Annotated in this window: 17 protein-coding genes; 7 read left to right on the forward strand and 10 right to left on the reverse strand. The window is 64.0% G+C overall.

The window, feature by feature from the left end; all coding sequences use genetic code 11:
- Positions 1–107: 107 nt before the first annotated feature.
- The gene (locus PP263_RS18590; protein WP_308365405.1) at positions 108–998 is read left to right on the forward strand and encodes a rhomboid family intramembrane serine protease; all 891 of its coding nucleotides are present in this window, start codon (positions 108–110) and stop codon (positions 996–998) included.
- 81 nt (positions 999–1079) lie between these two features.
- Positions 1080–2204, forward strand: a complete 1125-nt coding sequence (locus tag PP263_RS18595; protein ID WP_308365406.1) for a hemolysin family protein — start codon at positions 1080–1082, stop codon at positions 2202–2204.
- 83 nt (positions 2205–2287) lie between these two features.
- Here the strand turns inward: PP263_RS18595 and PP263_RS18600 are convergent, their stop codons facing one another.
- Positions 2288–2449, reverse strand: coding sequence for a hypothetical protein (locus PP263_RS18600; protein WP_308365407.1), 162 nt, complete (start codon positions 2447–2449; stop codon positions 2288–2290).
- Positions 2450–2712: 263 nt separating this feature from the next.
- Between PP263_RS18600 and PP263_RS18605 the strand changes: the two genes are divergently transcribed.
- The gene (locus tag PP263_RS18605; protein ID WP_308365408.1) at positions 2713–3279 is read left to right on the forward strand and encodes a CBS domain-containing protein; all 567 of its coding nucleotides are present in this window, start codon (positions 2713–2715) and stop codon (positions 3277–3279) included.
- Positions 3280–3385: 106 nt separating this feature from the next.
- Here PP263_RS18605 and PP263_RS18610 read toward each other — a convergent pair whose 3' ends face one another.
- Together PP263_RS18610 and PP263_RS18615 are read right to left on the reverse strand one after the other, a co-directional pair.
- Positions 3386–4069, reverse strand: a complete 684-nt coding sequence (locus tag PP263_RS18610; RefSeq protein ID WP_308365409.1) for a 2OG-Fe(II) oxygenase — start codon at positions 4067–4069, stop codon at positions 3386–3388.
- A gap of 67 nt (positions 4070–4136) precedes the next feature.
- Entirely contained in the window at positions 4137–5918 is a 1782-nt protein-coding gene (locus tag PP263_RS18615; RefSeq protein WP_308365410.1) for an SLC13 family permease, read from the reverse strand.
- A 193-nt stretch (positions 5919–6111) separates the two neighbouring features.
- On the opposite strand from PP263_RS18615, the gene gcvT reads away from it, so the two are divergent.
- Both gcvT and gcvH read left to right on the forward strand, forming a co-directional pair.
- On the forward strand, positions 6112–7200 hold the full coding sequence (gene gcvT / locus PP263_RS18620) for a glycine cleavage system aminomethyltransferase GcvT (protein WP_308365411.1): 1089 nt from the start codon (positions 6112–6114) through the stop codon (positions 7198–7200).
- A 22-nt stretch (positions 7201–7222) separates the two neighbouring features.
- On the forward strand, positions 7223–7609 hold the full coding sequence (gcvH, locus tag PP263_RS18625) for a glycine cleavage system protein GcvH (RefSeq protein WP_308365413.1): 387 nt from the start codon (positions 7223–7225) through the stop codon (positions 7607–7609).
- A 65-nt stretch (positions 7610–7674) separates the two neighbouring features.
- Here the strand turns inward: gcvH and ptsP are convergent, their stop codons facing one another.
- The gene (gene ptsP / locus PP263_RS18630; RefSeq protein WP_308365414.1) at positions 7675–9954 is read right to left on the reverse strand and encodes a phosphoenolpyruvate--protein phosphotransferase; all 2280 of its coding nucleotides are present in this window, start codon (positions 9952–9954) and stop codon (positions 7675–7677) included.
- Between the two features lie 52 nt (positions 9955–10006).
- Entirely contained in the window at positions 10007–10525 is a 519-nt protein-coding gene (locus tag PP263_RS18635; RefSeq protein WP_308368635.1) for an RNA pyrophosphohydrolase, read from the reverse strand.
- Positions 10526–10810: 285 nt separating this feature from the next.
- On the opposite strand from PP263_RS18635, the gene PP263_RS18640 reads away from it, so the two are divergent.
- Together PP263_RS18640 and PP263_RS18645 are read left to right on the forward strand one after the other, a co-directional pair.
- The gene (locus PP263_RS18640) at positions 10811–11470 is read left to right on the forward strand and encodes an HAD family phosphatase (protein WP_183461096.1); all 660 of its coding nucleotides are present in this window, start codon (positions 10811–10813) and stop codon (positions 11468–11470) included.
- Between the two features lie 48 nt (positions 11471–11518).
- Complete coding sequence (locus PP263_RS18645; RefSeq protein WP_308365416.1) at positions 11519–12691, forward strand: imelysin family protein; 1173 nt, start codon at positions 11519–11521, stop codon at positions 12689–12691.
- Between the two features lie 215 nt (positions 12692–12906).
- On the opposite strand, the gene PP263_RS18650 is transcribed toward PP263_RS18645, so the two are convergent.
- From PP263_RS18650 to PP263_RS18670, 5 genes are all read right to left on the reverse strand, one after another.
- On the reverse strand, positions 12907–13440 hold the full coding sequence (locus PP263_RS18650; RefSeq protein ID WP_308365418.1) for a DUF882 domain-containing protein: 534 nt from the start codon (positions 13438–13440) through the stop codon (positions 12907–12909).
- A 294-nt stretch (positions 13441–13734) separates the two neighbouring features.
- Positions 13735–14886 carry a L,D-transpeptidase family protein gene (locus PP263_RS18655; RefSeq protein ID WP_308365419.1) on the reverse strand — a complete coding sequence of 384 codons (1152 nt, stop codon included), beginning with the start codon at positions 14884–14886 and terminating at the stop codon, positions 13735–13737.
- Between the two features lie 12 nt (positions 14887–14898).
- Positions 14899–16134 carry a L,D-transpeptidase family protein gene (locus PP263_RS18660; RefSeq protein ID WP_308365421.1) on the reverse strand — a complete coding sequence of 412 codons (1236 nt, stop codon included), beginning with the start codon at positions 16132–16134 and terminating at the stop codon, positions 14899–14901.
- Positions 16135–16320: 186 nt separating this feature from the next.
- Positions 16321–18216 (reverse strand): L,D-transpeptidase family protein, encoded by a 1896-nt coding sequence (locus PP263_RS18665; RefSeq protein WP_308365423.1) that lies wholly within the window; start codon positions 18214–18216, stop codon positions 16321–16323.
- A 346-nt stretch (positions 18217–18562) separates the two neighbouring features.
- Positions 18563–19363, reverse strand: a complete 801-nt coding sequence (locus PP263_RS18670) for an NRDE family protein (RefSeq protein WP_308365424.1) — start codon at positions 19361–19363, stop codon at positions 18563–18565.
- Positions 19364–19597 lie beyond the last annotated feature (234 nt).

The raw sequence follows: 19597 nt of genomic DNA on the forward strand, positions 1-19597 counted from the left end.
TTTCGGTGACCCGGGACCGCGGAGCTCGGGAGCGCCCGCCGCCAGCTCCGCAAGCGGGCCGCAGGCCCGCCACAGTGATGCATGATTGCTAATACAGGCGCTGTCTCTTGAGCCACTGGATTAACGTCTGCGAATTCCCCCTCGACAGAGATCTCACCGAACTGGCGCAATTTGCCCGGCGCTACCACCTCCCCTTGCGCATTGCCGAAGAGGGAAACCGCCAAGTGGTCTCCACCCCCGATCCGCAGCTGGCGGAAATACTTCGCCCGCTGCTGGAACGGTGGCGCGCGGGGGAAATCTATCTCGCGGATATCCGCGTGGAGCCGGTGGAGGCCGCCGGGGAAAGTGAAGCGGAGGAGGCGGCCGCCGCCGTATTCCTGCCAACCTGGCCCTGGCGGCGTACGCCTCTCAGCCTGATTCTCATAGCATTGTGCTTTGCCGGCTGGTTTCTGCTGCGGGAAGATCTGGCGGGGGGATTGATCATCTACCCGGAGCGAACCGGAAGTTCCGGCCTGTCCACCCTTGCGCGGCACTGGGCTGAGGGAAATTACTGGAGGCTGTGGACGCCGGCGATAGTGCATTTCTCGCTGCCCCACGCGCTGTTCAACGCCCTGGGCGTCTGGATTCTGGGCCGGCCGCTGGAGGCGCGCGCCGGCACCCTACCCTTTGCAATACTGGTTTTTGTCTCCGCTCCTGCGGCCAATCTGATTCAGTACTACTGGTCGCCGCAAATTCTTTTCGGCGGTATGTCCGGCGTGGTTTACGCGCTGGTGGGCAGCGTATTCGTACTGCAGCGCTGGCAGCCCGGTTGGCGGGATGTGCCCCCCGGTATCGTGGGGCTGGCGGTGGCCTGGCTGCTGTTGTGCGCCAGCGGGTTGGTGGAGTATGTTATCGGCGTCGGTATCGCCAATGCTGCGCACCTGGGGGGATTTTTCTGCGGTTTGCTGCTGGCGTTCTGCTACTGTCTCGCCGGTGGCGCGAAAAATTTTGCTAGATAAAATCGGGGGAGTCTGTGTGAAGTTTGCAAAGCCTGGCTCCGGAAAGTTTCCTGCACGAGTCCAGACAGGCTCTAACGATTTATGATTCTACTGATCGCCTACGTTCTGATTGCGCTGGGTTTTTCCTTTCTCTGCTCGATCGCCGAATCCGTGATCCTCAGTGTTTCCACAGCGTACATCAGCCTGCTGGAGCGGGAGGGGCACAGGGCGGGAGGAGTGCTGCGCAAGCTTAAGGAGAATATCAACGCGCCGCTGGCGGCGATCCTCACGCTCAACACCGTGGCGCACACCGTCGGCGCCGCCGGTGCGGGCGCCCAGGCGGCGGCGGTTTTCGGCAGCCAGTTTCTGGGCCTGGCCTCCGCGATCCTCACCCTGTTGATCCTGATTTTCTCGGAAATTATTCCCAAGACCCTGGGTGCCTTTTACTGGCGCCAGCTGGCGCCGGTGACCGGCTATATATTGCGATTCCTGGTGTGGGTGCTGTATCCGTTCGTGAAACTGTCCGAGTGGCTGACCCGGGGGCTCTCCCACGAACCTACACTCACCGGTTTCAGCCGCGCGGAGTTTGCGGTGATGGCGGAGTTGGGCGAGGCGGAAGGACAGCTGGAACAGCGCGAATCGAATATCCTGCACAACCTGTTCTTCACCCTGCGCGACCACTCCGTGCGCGAGGTGATGACACCGCGCACCGTGGTTTTCTCCCTGTCCCAGGACGCGACTGTGGAAGAGTCCTATGAAGAGGTGGAAAAAAGCCGATTTTCGCGCATCCCGGTCTACGAGCGCCAGGACCCGGACTGCGTAGTGGGCTTCGTGCTCAAGCAGGACCTGCTGCTGGCTTACGCCCGCGGCAACTCGGCGGAAAAACTGGCGGAATACCGGCGGGATATGCTGATGCTGCCGGAGACCGCCAACATCTACCAGGCGTTCCAGAAAATGCTCGCGCGGCGGGTGCAGATCAGCGCGGTGGTGGACGAGTACGGGGGCCTGGAGGGGCTGGTGACCCTGGAAGACCTGCTGGAAACCCTGCTGGGGGAAGAGATCGTCGATGAGGCGGATAAGACCCCGGATCGCCAGGAAGTCGCCAAGCGCCTGTGGCGCTGGCGCTCGAAAAGATACGGATTAAAGGTGGACGAAGAGGTCCAGGAGGCGCAGGATGGGCGGGAAACCGAAAACGATACCGTCGACCGGCCGGACAGCGACAAGTGATGAAACCCCGCTCCACCGCCGCGGTCTATCAATTCAGGTATTCGTGATTTTCATGTAGGATTTTTTTCGTGCGAACCGGGCTTTTATTTCTTGTTCTCCAGTCGCTGCTGCTGTGCAATGTGGTGCAGGCGGAGACAGGCCCGGTTGAAACCCAAAAGATGGGGAGTGCCGCCAGCTTCCTGCAAACCGGTGGCGATGACCAGGGCCTTCCTCCCGCTGATGAAGACGGCGATGGAGATTTTCAACTCGCTCCCGCAACTGCGGGGGAACCGTTCGGCCGTCTTCGAACTCCCGACCTGTGCAGTCAGACTCCTTTTCAGATAGCCCGCAGCGGCAACTCCATACGAGCCCCTCCTTCAGCATAACCCGATATCCAGAGAACCCATGGGCCCGCGCCGATTATTAAAACGTTTTATAGCGGATTAATAACTCTGCTTTTCCCGCGTGTCCCGATCCCGATTTTTCCTGCCGGCGCGGCGTCGCCCGCCGGAGAATGCGAGTTATTGCCATGAAAGAGCTGAATTTTTTGCAATTGCAGGACCTGGATAAGCTGGTATTTCCAGAAGAGTTCAACGAGCTGTCCCTGGATTCCCCCGCACTCAGTTTTGTCTCCGATTTCAAGGACCACCACCCGTCGCTGCTCACTCCATCGGTGGCGGCCATCGATGCGCTTCAGGTGATGCGCGCGGGACACCTGAATGCGGTGCTGGTGATCGATAGCGGAGGCCGGTTTACCGGTCTGTTAACTGCGGAGGACATTTCCTACCAGCGCGTGATGCAGTGCGTAGCCGCCGGACTCAACCGCCAGGAACTCACCGTGGGCGACCTGATGCGCCCGCGCAACCAGCTGAAAATGCTCAGCTATCAGCAGGTGGAGAAAAGCAGTATCCGCGAGGTGTTGCAGGCTATGCGCCGGCACGGGCAGAGGGATTGCCTGGTAGTGGACACCGGCTTGCACCATGTGCGCGGGCTGATCAGTGCCGCCGAGGTGGGGCAGCGACTGCACGCGGAGATCCGTATCGATGAGGCGCCCACCGTCGCCGGTATCCTGCGCGAGCTTGCGCCGATGCACTGAAAAGGCGCTGTAGGAGCGGGCCATGCCCGCGATCGAACTCTCGGTTGGCAGCAAGTCCGATCGCGGCCATGGGCCGCTCCTACATGATGGGGTGAGAACACACCCGTCAGCGTGCCGGATCAATAGTTTCCCCCAGGGAATTGTTGACACGGAACCAGCCGGTAACGCTGTAGCGGGGCCGGTGCACCGTCAGCACTTCGTGGGGGAACTCCTCGCTGAGAAAGATCGCCATCTGCCCAAAGCGCGGCGCCACCCTGATAAGGGGCTCTTCCCCCGAGCCTTCCGGCGGGTAGATCACCAGCTCACCGCCGTCCTGCGGTTGCCAGTTGGGAGTCAGGTAGAGCACGGTGCTGACCACCCGGTTGGTGCCGCCCTTGAAGGCGTCCAGGTGCTTTTTGTAGTAGGTGCCCCGATCGTAGTAGGCGTAGTGGCACTCGTAGTCGAACAGCCCCAGGAATAGCCTCCGGTTCAGCCCCAGGCGCAGGGCCTCCGCCCAGCCCAGGTAGGCGGAGACCGCCGGGTTGGACTTGTCCAGCCAGAAGATTTCGTCGGTGCGCACAAAGCGGTTGAGCTGGTGGTCCTCGTCTCGGCCAATGCCCGCGCGCCTGAAACGCTCGCGGTCGATGGATTTGAAGTGACGCAGCAGCGCGCCCAACAGGGCCGGTGGCAGCGGTGCGGGCAGGACGATATAGCCGTGCTCGCGCAGTGCGGCGGCGATTGGGTCCAGGGAGTCGCCGCCGCCGGGACCGAACTCGCGGGCCTCGGCGGCGGAGGAAGGGGGTGGGTTCAACAGGGTACTCCGGGGAGGGCGCAGGGAAGTCCTTATACACCCGGAGTGGGGCGGCGCAAAGAAGAATTCACGCCGCGGTCAGGTCCCAGCCGCTCAACAGCACGGCGATGCTCACCAGCCCCACCAGCAGGTTCATCGGAATGCCCACCCGCAGGTAGTCGCTGAAGCGGTAGCCACCCGGGCCGTAGACCATCAGGTTGGTCTGGTAGCCGAGCGGTGTGGCGAAACTGGCGGAGGCGGCCATCATCACCGCAAACATGAAGGGTTCGGGGTTCAGCCCGGCATTGCCGGTGATCTGCAACACTATGGGCACCATGATAATCGCCGCGGCGTTGTTGGTGACCATCTCGGTGAGCAGGGAAACGCACAGGTAGACCACCACCAGCATCAGCCAGGGGCGGCCGCCGGAGAGGCTGATGGCGGCCTCCGCCAGCACAGCGGCCACGCCGGTCTTCTGCAGGGCGACGCCGAGTGCAAAGGAGGCGGCGATGGTGAGAATCACCGTGAGGTCCAGGCTCTTTTGCGCCTGGTTCACCGAGCAGCAGCCGCTGGCGAGCATGGCGCCGGCGCCCAGCAGGGCGGCGTTGAGCATACTGGTGAGGCCGCTGGCGGCGGCCAGCACGATGGCGATCATGATGCCCCAGGCGATATAGCCTTTCTCGTGGCGCGGGGACTCCTCCTCCAGTTCGTTGACCAGCAGGAAGTCGCGGTTGAAGCGCTGGCGGCTGACGAACGCCGGGCGCGTCTCCAGCAGCAGGGTGTCTCCGCCCTGCAGCCTGATGCTGGAAAGGTTGCCGGCCACCCGTTCGCCGTTGCGCGCCACTGCCAGCACCACGGCGCCGTAGCGGCTGCGGAACTGGGCATCGCGGATGCTGCTGCCGATGGCGTCGCAGCGGGGGGAGACCACCACTTCCACCAGCTTCCGCTCGCCGCGCTCGGTGGCTAGGGTCTCGCTGACGTCCTCCTCCGAGGGCACTATGCCGCGCATGCGCAGGAGATCGGAAATGGCCTGGGTATCCCCGGCGAACACCAGCCGGTCGCCACCGCGCAACACCTCCTCCGAGCGCACCGGGGTGATTGCGGTGCCGTTGCGCTCTATCTCCGCCAGGTAGACGCGCCGCAGTCCGCGCAGGCCGGCCTCTTCCACCGTCTGCCCCGCCAGCGGGCCGCCGTGGGCGACAGCGACTTCCAGGGTGAACTCGCGCAGGTTGCCAAACGGCTTCTTCTCGCGGCGGTCCGGCAGCCAGCGGGGGAAGAACAACAGCATGAACAGGCCGCCGGCGAGGGCGACGGGCAGTCCCACGGCGGCGATGGAGAACAGGGAAAAACCCTCGCGCCCGGTGAGCGCCTGATACTGGCCGTTGACCACCAGGTTGGTGCTGGTGCCGATCAGGGTCAGGGTGCCGCCGAGAATCGCGGCGTAGCTGAGCGGAATCATCAGCTTGGACGGCGCTATATCGATGCGCTTGGCCCAGGCGTTGATCGCGGGAATCATGGTGGCCACCACCGGGGTGTTGTTCAGGTAGCCGGACAGTGCCACCACCGGAGTGAACACCCGCAACATCGCCGCGCGCACCGAGCCGGGCCTGCCCAGCAGGTGTTTGACCAACAGGTCGATGCCGCCGGAGGCGTGGATGCCAGCGGCCACCACGAACATGGCGGCGACTGTGATCAGGCCGCTGTTGCTGAAGCCGGACAGCGCCTCCTCGGCGGTGAGAATGCCGCTGGCGCTGAGCAGGGTCAGCGCCGCCATCATCACCAGATGCGGCTGCAGTCGGGTAAAGATCAACGTTGCCAAGGACGCGAATACCAGCGCCAGGGAAAACCAGCCAGTCCAATCCATAGTCATTGTGTGTCCGGGAAGTGTCGGCTAAAACTACCGTATAGGTGTTATCGCCAAAAGTTATTTTTTTGCATATTTATATAGCTTTCTATCGATGTTGCCTCTTTGCGGCATCTTTGCCGGCGGACGCGGCTATCGAATTTAGTGTGAACAGGCCCTAGAATACGCGGCTTTCACTCGCACTGGATTGAGAACAAAGATGGGAAACAGAACGCCTCTGTATGACACGCATGTCGCCATGGGCGGCAAGATGGTGGATTTTGGCGGGTGGGATATGCCGCTGCACTACGGCTCGCAGCTGGATGAACACAACCGGGTGCGCGGTGACGCGGGCATGTTCGACGTCTCCCATATGACCGTGGTGGATATCGCTGGCGACGGTGCCCGCGATTACCTGCGCCGTCTGCTGGCCAACGACGTGGCCAAGCTGGACGGCAACCCGGGCAAGGCCCTCTACAGCGGTATGCTCAACGAGCGCGGGGGGGTGATCGACGACCTGATCGTCTACCTCGAGGAATCCAGTTACCGCCTGGTGGTCAATTGTGCGACCCGCGAAAAAGACCTGGCCTGGATGAACCGCCAGGCGGAGTCCTTCAACGTGACCCTGAGCGAGCGCCCGGAACTCGCCATGGTGGCAATCCAGGGCCCCGAGGCGCTCGACAAAGCCAAGGAAGCGCTGGGTATCGAGTGGATTGCGGCCATCGACGACCTGGATATCTTCCAGGGTGTGGCCCGCGGCGACTGGTTCGTGGCGCGCACCGGTTACACCGGCGAGGACGGCCTGGAGATCATGCTGCCGGGAGAGGATGCCCCCGGCTTCTGGCGCGCGCTGGCGGATGCCGGTGTGGCTCCCTGCGGCCTCGGGGCGCGGGACACCCTGCGCCTGGAGGCGGGCATGAACCTCTACGGTCACGAGATGGACGAGGGCACCTCGCCGCTGGTCGCCAACATGGCCTGGACCATCGCCTGGCTGCCGGAAGAGCGCGACTTTATCGGCCGCGCACCGCTGGAAAAGGAAAAAGCCGAGGGCATAAAGGAAAAACTGGTGGGACTGGTGCTGAAGGAGCGCGGCGTGCTGCGCGCCGGCCAGCCAGTGGTGGTGAACGGCGACGGCGGCCGCGGTATCATCACCAGCGGCACCTTCTCCCCCACCCTGGGCCACTCCATCGCACTGGCGCGGGTGCCGGTAACCGTGGGCGGAACCGCTGAGGTGGAAATCCGCAACAAACTGGTGCCGGTAAAGGTGGTAAAACCCTGTTTTGTGCGCAACGGAAAATCCGTAATTTGATAATTATTAGAGGGATCACAGCATGAGCGAAATTCGCAGTGAACTGAAATATCTGTCCAGCCACGAGTGGGCGCGGTTGGAGGAGGACGGCACGGTGACCATTGGTATCAGCGACCACGCCCAGGATGCGCTGGGGGATGTGGTCTATGTGGAAACCCCGGAAGTGGGCACCAACCTGGCCGCCGGTGACGAGGCGGGTGTGGTGGAGTCGGTAAAGGCCGCCAGCGATATTTACGCCCCCGTTTCCGGCGAAGTGGTCGCGGTCAACGAGGCGCTGGAAGACGCCCCGGAAACCGTCAATGCCTCCCCCTACGATGACGGCTGGTTCTTCCGCGTCAAGCCCAGCGACACGAGCGAACTGGACAAGCTGCTGGATGCGGAGGCCTACCGGGCTGAGGCAGAGGAGTAACCGTGACAAAAAAGCCGCTGTAGTTGGCAGCGGCTTTTTTGTCACTGATCATTGATCACCGACCACTAACCGCTGGCCACTTCGTTATCCCCCGCCGGCTGCAGCAGCGCCTTCAGCCCCAGCCCTTTCAGGTATTCCTCCACCGTCGCCTCTATATCCTCTGCATTGTCCATGGCCAGCACCTGCTGCAGCAACTGGTCCGCATCCGCTTTGCGCACCGCGCGCAGCGCGGCCTTGACCCGGGGCAGGTTGGTGGCGTTCATGGAGAGCACGTCGTAACCCATGGCCATCAGCAGCAGGGCGCCGCCGGGGTCGCCGGCCAGCTCGCCGCAGATTCCCACCTTGGTGTTCGCCTCGCGCCCGGCGGTGACCACTTCCTGCAGTGCGCGCAGAACCGCCGGGTGCAGGGCGTGGTAGATATTGGCCACTCGGCTGTTGTTGCGGTCCACTGCCAGCAGGTACTGGGTGAGGTCATTGCTGCCCACGGAGATGAAGTCCACCCGCTCAGCCAGTTCGCGCGCCTGGTAAACCGCCGAGGGCACCTCGATCATGATGCCCAGCGGCGGCAGCGCGACTTCATAGCCCTCGTCCAGGAGTTCCCGGTGCGCGCGCTCCACCAGTACCCGCGCCGCGTCCACTTCTCCCACGCCACTGATCATCGGCAGCATGATGCGCAGGTTATCCAGCCCCAGGCTGGCCTTCATCATCGCGCGCACCTGGCCGAGGAAGATTTCCGGGTGGTCCAGGGTGACGCGAATGCCGCGCCAACCGAGGAAGGGGTTGGTTTCCTCGATGGGAAAGTAGGCCAGGGCCTTGTCGCCGCCGATGTCCAGGGTGCGCATGGTCACCGGGCGCGGGGCAAAGGCCTGCAGCTGTTCGCGATAGATCTCCCGCTGCTCCTCCTCTGAGGGGAAGCGGTCGCGCAGCAGGAAGGGGACCTCGGTGCGGTAGAGCCCCACACCCTCGGCGCCGCGCTCCAGGGAGCGCACCACGTCCGCCATCAGCCCGGTGTTGACCCACAGGCGCACCCGGTGGCCGTCGGAGGTTTCCGCGGGCAGGCCCGCCAGGTGGTCGAGGTTGCGCGCCAGCTCGCGCTCTTCCTCCACGATGCTGTCGTAGCGGCGCCGGAGTTCCCGGCCCGGGTGCACGTGCAGTTCGCCGCGGTAGCCATCCACCACCAGTTCGGCGCCGTCTATCTGTTCATAGGGCAGGTCCTGTACCCCCATCACCGCCGGCAGGCCCATGGCGCGGGCGATAATCGCCACATGGCTGTTGGCGGAGCCCTTTACCGACACCAGGCCGATAAGCTTTTCCCGCGGCACCTCCGCGAGTACCGCGGCGGTCAACTCCTCGCCGACCAGTATGGTGTTTTCCGAGTAGTCCCGCTGGCTCTGCTGCTGCTGGCGCAGGTGCATCAGCACCCGCGCACCCAGGTCGCGCACGTCTGCGGCGCGATCTCGAAAATAGGAGTCGGACATGGCCTCGAAGCGGCGCACGTGTTCCAGCATTACCTCGGCCCAGGCTCTGGGGGCGCTGAGCTGCTGGCGGATGCGGTCGCACACTTCCACCGCCAGGGAGTTGTCGTCCAGCATGCTGATATAGGCGTCGAACAGCGCGCGTTCCTCCCGGTTCAGCTCACTTTTAAGGCGTTCGCCTACCTCCCGGATCTCGCTTCGGGCGCTGGTCAGGGCCTGTTGGAACAGCTCAAGTTCGGCCTCCACATCCATACAGGAGGAATAGGGTACTGTGGCCAGGTTGGCCGGCGGGGCGACGATATGCGCGCGGCCGATGGCCACTCCGGGGGAGGCGGCAAGCCCGCTGAACTTGGCTTCGTGCCGCTGCTTGCCGATGGTCGCCAGTGCCCCGGTGGCCTCGGCGTGGGCAATGACCCCGGCCAGCTGTGCGGACAAGGTGACCAGGAAGGCTTCCTCGCCCTCGTCGAAGCGGCGCTTCTCCGCCTGCTGCACCACCAATACGCCGAGTACGGTGCGATGGTGGATAATGGGGGTGCCGAGAAAGGCGAAAAAGCGCTCCTCACCGGTGGTGGGAAAGTACTGGTAGGCGGGATGGGCCTCCGCCCGCTCCAGGTTGATCGGTTCCTCGCGGGTGACCACATTGCCTACCAGGCCCTCGCCGGGGGCGAGGCGCACCTTGCCCACCGCATCCGGGTTGAGACCCTGGGTGGCCATCAGCACGTAGTTGCCGGACTTTTTGTCCCGCAGGTAGACCGAGCAGACGCGGGTGTGCATCACCTCGCGCACGCGGCGTACGATGATATCCAATACCGCGTGCAGGTCCCGGGCCGCGTTGACTTCCTGGACGATACTGCGCAGGGATCCGAGCAAAGGCCTGTCCTCCTTTCCTGATGACAAAAGACGGGAAGCCAGCGGTAGGGGGTCACTCCCCCGGTTTCTGGTTCCCATCTTCTGAAAAGCGCTTCTCCAATTGTATTTGCTGCGGAGCCAATTCGGTCAGCGCGCGCCGATATACTTCGCGCTTGAAGGTCACCACCTTGCTCAGCGGGTGCCAGTAGGTCACCCAGCGCCAGTGGTCGAATTCCGGTTTGTAGCCGTTATCGAAGCTGATAGCGCTGTCGGGAGCCTCCAGGCGCAACAGGTACCACTTCTGCTTCTGGCCGATACACAGGGGCTCCGCCCGCCGCCGGATCAGCCGTTGCGGCAGCCGGTAGCGCAACCAGCCGCGGGTGCAGGCGATGAGACTGACCTGGTCCCGGGTCAGCCCCACCTCTTCATAAAGCTCCCGGTACAGGGCCTGTTCCGGGGTCTCCCCGGGGTTGATACCCCCCTGGGGGAACTGCCAGGCGTCCTTGCCGCCCACCCGCCGCGCCCACAGCACCTGGCCGCGGGCGTTCAGCACGATAATCCCGACATTGGGGCGAAAGCCCTCGGCGTCGATATTGTTGCTGCTATCGCCTCCGCGCCCCCGGTTCTTCCCGCTGTCGCCGGAGTTGGACTGTCCGTTGGATCTGCGGCGGCTTTTTCGCCCGGCTTGCACTGCCTTGCCGTCGCTCAAAATACCGTCCTCGAATCTGTTTCGCGCGGTTCTGTCGCCGCGCAGTGTTGCCCAGCATTGTTCCACAGCGGGGGGGGTTACGGCAATTAGGCGCAGAAGGCGGTGTGCGCAGCGCGATGGCGGAGTAAAATTGCCCGTCGCGCCTATAGTTATGATGGGGAGAAAACGGTGCAGTTGGCAATCTTTGACCTGGACAACACCCTTATCGGTGGCGACAGCGACCACGCCTGGGGGGAGTTTCTGGTGGAGCGCGAGCATGTCGACGGTGAGCGCTACCGCTCCGCCAACGATCGCTTCTACCGCGACTACCAGCGAGGCGAACTGGATATCTTCGCCTACCTGGAGTTTGCCCTGGAGCCGCTGGCCCAGCTCTCCCGGGGGCAGCTCAACAACCTGCAGCGGGAGTTCATGCAGGAGGTGATCAGCGAAATCTGGCTGCCGAAGGCAGAAGCGTTAATCGGTCGGCATCGCCGCGACGGTCACCATATTATGATCATCACTGCCACCAACCGTTTCGTGGTGGAGCCTATCGTCGAACTCCTGGGGGTGGACACCCTGCTGGCCACCGAGCCGGAGGAGCTGGAAGGCAGCTTTACCGGCCGGGTGGTAGGCGAGCCCTGTTACCAGGGTGGCAAGGTTGTGCGCCTGCAGCAGTGGCTGGCGCACAATCCTGAGTACCGCGACGGAGAGAAGTGGTTCTACAGCGATTCCATCAATGACCTGCCGCTGCTGCAGCAGGTGCAGTACCCGGTGGCAGTGGATCCCGACGCGCGTTTACGCGCGGAGGCCGAGGCGCGCGGCTGGCCGGTTATCAGCCTGCGCGACTGACGGGTTTCCGGGGTGGTTTTAGTCTTATTTTGCCTGTGGGGAAGAATTGTGATCGAAGAGTTGGTTCGGCGACTGTGCCCGGCGCTGTTGCTGGTCGCCCTGTCGGTGCTGCCGGCCTGTGAACGCAAAGGCGCGGAGCAGCCGGTGCCGGAGCGGCCGGTAGTGGAGACCGTGGACCCGGCGGCGGCGGAAGAGCTGTCCCGCGGTGTGTGGCAGGCGGGACAGGTCCAGTTGGCCGATGCCCGGGCAGCGGTCGAGGCGCTCAACCGCGCTGTCGCCACGCTGCTGGACAAGCCCAGCGAGGATCACCTGGAGGCGGCCAAACTCGCCTGGCTCGACGCCCACAGGGAGTTCACCGCCGCGCTGCCCTATATCCAGGTGGCTTTTGCTCCCGCGGAACTGCGCAAACAGGGGCAGGCGTTGCTGCTGGCTTTGGACAGCTGGCCGGCGCAGCCCGGCTACCTGGACACGGTACCCGGCTACTCGGAGAGCGGCATCGTCAACGACACCGCCATCGAACTGACCCTGTCCAACCTGCGCAAGCAGCACCGGCTCACCGCGCACGAGGAGGCCAGCACCGGTTTTCACGCCATGGAGGTCATGCTTTGGGGGCCCACCAGCGAGCGCACCGCGGAGCAGTTTGTCGCAGTCGGCGCCGGCGAAAAACCGGAGGCCCAGGCCACCAACCGGCGCCGTGAACTCACCCGCTTGATCGGCGTGGGAATGGGGGAGGACATCGACGGCCTGGTGGACCGCTGGCCCTTTGCCGCCAACGACCTCTCCCGCCATTTCCTGGCCCTGGCCCCCGTCGAGCGGCTTCAGCAGATACGCGCGGCGCACACACGGCTGGTGGACGAGGAACTGCTGCGCCGTCTGCCGGAGAGTTCCGAGAGCGATGTGGAGAGCAGCCGCGCGGCGGATTCCAAGCAGGCGCTGCTGGCTCCGCTGCGCGAGTTGCAGGCGAACTGGCTGCCGGCCCAGGGCGCCGGGCTGGCCGAACTGCTGCTGGACCGGCACCAGGCGGCGGCCCTGGCGCAGACCTTCGCCGCGCTGGAGGAACTGTTGTTGAAGATGGAGGATCCCATAGAGCTGGCGGAACTCAGCCAACTGGCCCGGGCGCGAGACCTGCTGGAGGGGCTCGCGGGGTTGATGTCCGGGGTTACCCAGGTGCCGGCGTCCGAGGAGGAGCTGACGCCGGTGAAGCTGGACCCTGCAGGCTAACCCGGGTTGCGCCACGGGGTGGGAGAGGGCTTTGCTCTCGGCTCAGATGCACTTCCCCTGGCCGGTGACTGTCCAGGCTCCGGGAGTCTGCAGTATCCGGGGATTTTCGAGGCAGGTATAAAAGCAGGTACAAAAAAGGCCGCCGGATCGCTCCGGCGGCCTTTTTTGATCAATACAGGGGTTTTCCCTGCAGTGAGCCTCTCGCAATGGTTGGATTACCAGCGGCGGACCGGTCCGGTATCCACGTGCACAAAGCCGCTCTTCGGGTAGTAGCCGACACCGCCCGCCCTCAGGTCCAGGGCCGCGCGGCGCAGCCTGGAGGTGCTGATACCGGGCATGCGGATGTCCAGGGCCATACCGCGGGTGTGGTAACTTCGGCGTGCCACGCCGCGGCCCGCTGCGCGCAGCTTGGCGTTGGTCTTGGCTGAACGGTAGCCGGAGATGATCTCGACCTCGCCGTTGAAGTTCAGCTTCTGCTTCAGCTTGTACACGATGTCGAACAGCTTCGGGTCCATGCGCGTCACCTCGTTGGCGCGGTGGTCGCGCAGCAGGCGGTTGAATTGCTTCAGACCGCTGCTGTTGTAGCTGCCGTTGGCCCAATAGGCGGTGCTCAGCCTTTCCCCGGTATGCAGGTTGCGCATTTTCAGGGTGCGGGAGCTGCCCGCTCTTGCGAGTGTCGGTCCAGCGCTGACCGCCGCCGCTGTTGCGCAGGTTACGGCCAAGAACCGGCGTCTGGAGGGATTATTCATATCCTGTTTCCGCCTCGTTATCTCTGTGTGTCAATTTGCCTGGGTGTTGCTTTTGATGCCAAAGGGCACGGAAAAGAATGTACAAAAAATAACCTGCGGTTACAAACTGTACACTGCTAATGAAGAAACAATCGAAAGGGACCCCTGGTATTTTTTTCTCCACACACTATGTGGCGAAGCCTGGAACTGGGGAAAGGCAGGGATGCAGGCAGGGGGGATATGAGATAGCGTTGTCATCTCAGGGGTTTTCGTAAAAAATTATTTTTTTATGACTGTTCAGTATTGGATATCCGACTAGCCGTCGTCTTTGCGGTAGATGTCGCGGCGAAACTGGGGACGGCCCCTGGGATCGACCCACGCGGTCATATAGGTAATGAACAGCCGCGGCGGCTGGCTCACTTTGACCCTAACTGTCTCGTCCCCACTGGTGGCCTGGGCGATACGAACCCTGTCCCATCCCTGCTCCTCGAGCAGGGCGTAGGCGAGTTCCTGAGGCCGCTCAAGGCGTATGCAACCGTGGCTGAAGGCGCGTTCACGGCGGTCAAACAGGCTGTGTGCCTGGGTATCGTGCAGGAAGATCGACTTGCGGTTGGGCAGTATGAATTTGACTCGTCCGAGGGTGTTGCCGGCGCCGCTTACCTGGCGCAGCGTGGCGTTGCCGCTCGCGGCGCGGGCCAGGCTGTCCTCTGAGATGGGGGAGGTGTCGCCATTGCGGTAGCTGACCACCCGGTAGCCCCGCTCGTGCATGGCCCGCGGGTTGTTGCGGGCCTTGGGCAGCAGTTCGGTGAGGAGGATACTGCGCGGCACTGTCCAGGTGGGATTGAACACTATCCCGGTGATCCGGCTGTTGAGTGTGGGGGTGCGACTGCTGGTTTTACCCACCACTGTCTTCATGGACAGAGTGACCGTGCCGTTCTGCACCAGTTGCAGGTGGTAATCGGGCACATTGATCAGCACATAGTGCCCCTTCCTGGGGATCCGCAACTGATCCCCCCGCTCTGCATTCAATTCCAACTGGCGCGCGCGCTGGCCCGGGGGGACCGCCAGTTCGGCCAGGGTTTCCGCCCCGGCGACGCCGCTGGCCTCCAGGCCGTGACGGCGTTGGTAGTTTTCCAGTGCCCGCTGCAGGCTGCTGTCGAAGCGCGCGCTGTCACGGCTGGCGGTGCGGACCGGTCCCGGGGGGCCGTGATAGTCGCCGTAGAGCTGCAACAGACGGCGCAACTGGGCCACGCGGGCTCCCCGGTCGCCGGGGCGGAGGGGGCCGCCGGGGGCGATGGGTTCCCAGCGCCCGGTGAGCTGCCGGTAGTGGGCGGCCTGCGTACGCAGTTGCTCGCCGGCCTGTGTGGGATTGATCTGCGGCCGCTCGCCGGCCGCGGGCACTGCCGCCGCCGCGCTCAGACAGGCGATGGCCGCCAGCAGCCGCCAGCGTTTTCTGACAAGTGCCATGTTTCACCCCGGTCAGTCGTTATCGGTTTCTTTTCCGCTGGTGTCCCCTGGGTTGTCGCGGTTGTAGATGTCCGGTCTGAACTGCAGCAACCCCTCCTCGTCCACCCAGGCGCTCCAGTAGGCGATGTACACCGGTATCGGCTGCTCCAGCTCCACGGCGCGGGTGCGCCCGCTGTGCACCATGCGGTCGATACGCTCCTCTCCCCAGCCGTTCTGTTCCGCCAGCATCCTGCGGGCGAACTCGATGGGCTTTTCCAGGCGTATGCAGCCGTGGCTGAATGCGCGTTGTGCCTTCTTGAACAGGTGTTTGCTTTGGGTGTCGTGCAGGAAGATGGCGTGGCTGTTGGGGATCACGAACTTGACCCGCCCCAGGGCATTTTTAGGGCCGCCCTTCTGCTGCAGGCTGACGGTGCCGCGGCGGGTGGCGGCGATGTTGCGCGCACTGAAGGGCACCGAGTGACCCCGATGGTTGACCAGCCGGAAGCCGCGGGCGGAGAGGGCGCCGCCGCCCTTGGGCAGCAATTCGTGCACGGCGATGCTGGGGGGTACCCGCCACACCGGATTGAACACCAGCCGGGTCATGCGCGTGGCCAGTTGCGGGGTCTGGTGCTTGTTGCGGGTCTTGCCCACCACCACGCGCATGCGGAACTGCTCGCGTCCGCGGTCCATCAGGCGCAGGCTGAAATCGGGAATGTTCACCAGGATATAGCGGGGGCCCAGGTCTTTGGGCATTTCCTCCCAGCGCTTCAGGTTGGCGGCCAGGGTCCGGGCGTGCCGGGCCGGGTCGACGTTCAGGCGCTCGCGGGTGCGCTGATCCACCAGGCCGTCCTCTTTCAGGCCGTGACGCCGTTGGAAGCGCTTTACCGCCTCCTGTAGTCGGGCGTCGTATTCATCCACGGGTGCGGCGGTGTCCGTGTGGTCGTCGAGCGGGTAGTCACCGTACTGCATCAGCAGGCTGCGCAGGCGGGCGACGCGTGGATCGCGCATCCCCGGTGACAGGGTTTGTCCCTCCGGAAGAGGCTGCCACTGGTCTCCCTCGGCGAGGGCGCTATAGCGCGCCAGTTCCTCGCGCATCAGCGCGTACTGGCGGCCGTAGGGGGCGAAGCTGTCCAGCGCCTCCAGGTATGGCTCGACCGCCGGTGCCTGGGCGGTGACGGGCGGGGTGGCGCCCACCGCGAGCGCCATGGCGAGCGCCAGGGCGCTGCAGCTGAGAGGATTGCGGATGTACTGGCTGGTTTGGAGACCCATGGTCTACTCCCTGCAAGCCCGGAGTGAGTCGGCGGACAGATCGCCGTGTTCACATTGGTAACTTGCAGGGAGGGGGTGCCCCAATACCTTTGGGGAATGCGCCGGCAGGCCTAAGGGTGGAATTGGAATATATGAGAGTGGCCGGCGGCGGGAAGGCCGCCAGACCACTCCCGCCACTCGCCATTACTAGAATTGATTGGCCGCCAGGCCGTCCTTGTCGTAGATATCCGGGCGGAAGTTCAGGCGCCCCTCGCCGTCCACCCAGGCGGTCCAATAGGTGATGTACACCGGCACACGCTGTTCCAGCTTCACCTCGGTGGTCTCGTCACCGGTGGTGAGCTGGTCGATGCGCCACTGGTCCCAGTCGCCCTGATCCCGCAGCAGCGCCTGGGCCAGATGGCGGGGTTTTGCCAGGCGCACGCAGCCGTGACTGTAGTCCCGGTCTGTGAGGGTGAACAGACTCCTGGCGCGGGTGTCGTGCAGGTACACATCGTACTTGTTGGGAATCTCGAACTTGACCCGCCCGAGGATATTGTCCTCGCCGCCCAGCTGGCGCATCAGGTAGGAGCCCCGGCCGGCGGCGGAGAGGTTTTTGGGGGTCAACGGCAGATGTTCGCCGCTGCCGCTCACCACCCGGTAGCCCATGTTCTCCATGCCGCTGGGGTTGGCGCGGGCCTTGGGCAGTATTTCATTCACCAGGATGCTGCGCGGCACCGTCCAGGTGGGGTTGAATATCACCTTGCTCACCCGGGTATTGATTTCCGGCGTGGCGTGTTCCTTCTTGCCTACCACCACGTTCATCGACAGCCTGACCCGGTCGTTCTCCACATAGTGCAATTTGTACTCGGGAATATTGACCTGCACGAAGCGGCTGCCCAGATCTGCCGGCAGTTGCTGGCGGCGTCGGATATTGGTCTCGATGACATGCGCGCGAGCGGTGGGGGAGAGGTTCAACCGCTGGCGGGTCAGGCGGCCGACGATACCGTCGGGCTTGAGGCCGTGACGTGTCTGGAAGCGCAGCACCGCTTCGTGCAGCCGCCGGTCGAATTTGTCGCTGTTGGGTTCGCCACCGTAGCTGCGATAGTCGCCGTAGAGGGACAGCATGTTGCGCAGTTGGGCCACATGGGGGTGGCGCGCGCCGATTGTCATGGCCGGGCCCGCGGGCAGAGGTCGCCAGCGGCCGCTGTCCGCCAGGTTGCGGAGACGCGCCAGTTCGTTACGCAGGGCCGCAGCATCTCCGCCGTAGGGTATGTTGTCTTCTATATAGGGACCTTCGCTGTGGTCCGGAACCCGCCCCACCTGCGGCAGCCCGTCCTCCCTGCGATAGCTGCGGTAGCCGTTGCGCGGGGGCAGGCCGCCAGGGGAGAAGCGCGAGGGCGACGGCCGGCGGGCGGAGTAGGTGGAGTAGTGGCGGGAGCGGTCGATGTTGTAGTTGCGGCTGCGATCTCCGCGGATTCCGCGGGTATAGCCGCGAAAGTACTTGCGCCCGCTGGGGCTGGCTGTGGCCTGCCGCGGCATCTGCATGCCAACCAGGCGGAATTCGCCCTCCGCATGATGCACCGGGGTAATGTTCAGCTGCCGGCGGCTCTTGGGCTTGAGCCGGTCCAACTGGGTATCCTGGGCATAGGAAACGAAAGCGTCGGTGAGCAGCACGTCGAGCACTGCGGCCATCTGCAGGCGCTGGGGTGTGTCGCGCAGGGTGCGGTCGAAGTAGCCCAGGTGATAGCGGTAATCCACCATGCTGCTGGGGTTGCCGGAACTGGAGGCGGTGAGCTGCTTTAACAGGTCGTTGGCGGTCTCGCTGAGGCTGTAGTTGTCGAACCACAGCAGGCGGTAATCCGTACGCTGGTAGATGCGCCGCACCGCCGCCGGGTTGAAGATCGGGTCCTGGGCGGGCCAGGAGTCCGGGTTCTCTTCCAACCAGCGCACCAAATGGGGGCGCACGGCATTCTCCGGCAACACCGGCACCGTTTGCTGATTGGCGGCGAAGGCGAAATAAAGGGCGAAAACGCACAGGCTGCCGAGGATCATCAGCGGCAGCGGTGACTTGTGTGTGCGGCGCTCGGGGTTGAAATACGACATGGTACCTCAGCGATACTGCAGGGCCCGGGTTGCCAGTTTTTGGGGTGGCCGGGCGCCAGATCGTTTATACCTTCCCAACCTGCGGCGAACCGATCCTGTTGTTCGTCGATAGTATCGACGGCCCGCCTGTGTCATGCGTCCCGCGCGACCTTCCTTTATGAAAAGAGGCAGCAAACTGCGCTGAGTTGCGCGTAAGTCAACATCCGGCTGCCTGTGAAAGTAAGTATGGCAATAAATCCGGAGTTTGCTTGGCGTTTGATTCATTTGACTCTATGGAACCCGGAGCTCCCCTCTCCCGCTTGCGGGAGAGGGGTTGGGGGAGAGGGGACAGCCGACCGGCCGACCATCAATCGAGGCGGAAATGGCGCAACGGCCCCTCCCTCTCTCCGTCGCGGTAGTTCTGTTCCCACAATTGCGTCCGCCCCCGGTGGTCGACCGCCACCAGGCTGCTGGCGCGGGTGCCATAGGAGCCACGGGAGGGAGAATCACGGGTGTCTATCTGGACAAAAATGGAAGAGAGCGCCAATTCCAGTGCCGGATCCACGCCGGTGCTGGGCAGCTCCGCCACCGCCGCCAGCGCGCTGTCCCGCAGCAGGGCCAGGGCCGGGCGCACGAAGTTGTCCTCATCGACTTCGCCGTGGATACCCGCCAACAGCCGCTCTGTACCGGCCTTCCCTTTCAACACCTTGGGCCAGGGCGCGTCCGGCGCGCCGTTGGAAATGCCGTGGACTCCCGGGGAGAAGGCGAAGGCCCGGTGGCGGTTGCCGGCGCAGACAAGCTCCGGCTCCGCACCCAGTTGAAAGAACACCGCATTGAAGCCGCGATAGCGCGCCGCCTCCAGCCCGGCGGCGCAATCCCAGGGCGGCTGCTGCCCGCGCAGGAAATCCCGCGGGATATCTCCCCGCGAGAGCGTATCGGCGGGCGGGGCCCGGCCGGGTTCGCGCACATTGGTCACTGCCGCCGCGCGACCGCCCCCGGCGACACCCAGCCAGGTGCCGCCGGCCTGCAGATCGCGGCCGGCCACCAGCTCTCCACCTTCCCAGGGCGCTGCCGGCGCATTGGGGCGATCGTGGAACTCGTCCCGGTTGGCGAGCATCAGCAGCGGGTATTCGGGGTGACAGCGGTAGGCGAACAGTAACAGGCACATGGGTTGAATGCGGAATGCGGAATGATGAATGTAACTACTCATCCCTGTAGGGGCGGGCCATGCCCGCGAACAGAGCCAATCGCGGGCATGGCCCGCTCCCACATAGTGGTTCCCTTAAGCCAATGCAGGTTCCCTATGAGTGAGTAGTTAGTGCGGAATAGTAGCGGCTAACGCGGTGAGTTGCCGCATTCCGCATTCATTATTCCGCATTCCGCATTCCACATTACTCTCCCC

Source organism: Microbulbifer sp. TB1203, assembly GCF_030997045.1.
Classification (GTDB): Bacteria; Pseudomonadota; Gammaproteobacteria; order Pseudomonadales; family Cellvibrionaceae; genus Microbulbifer.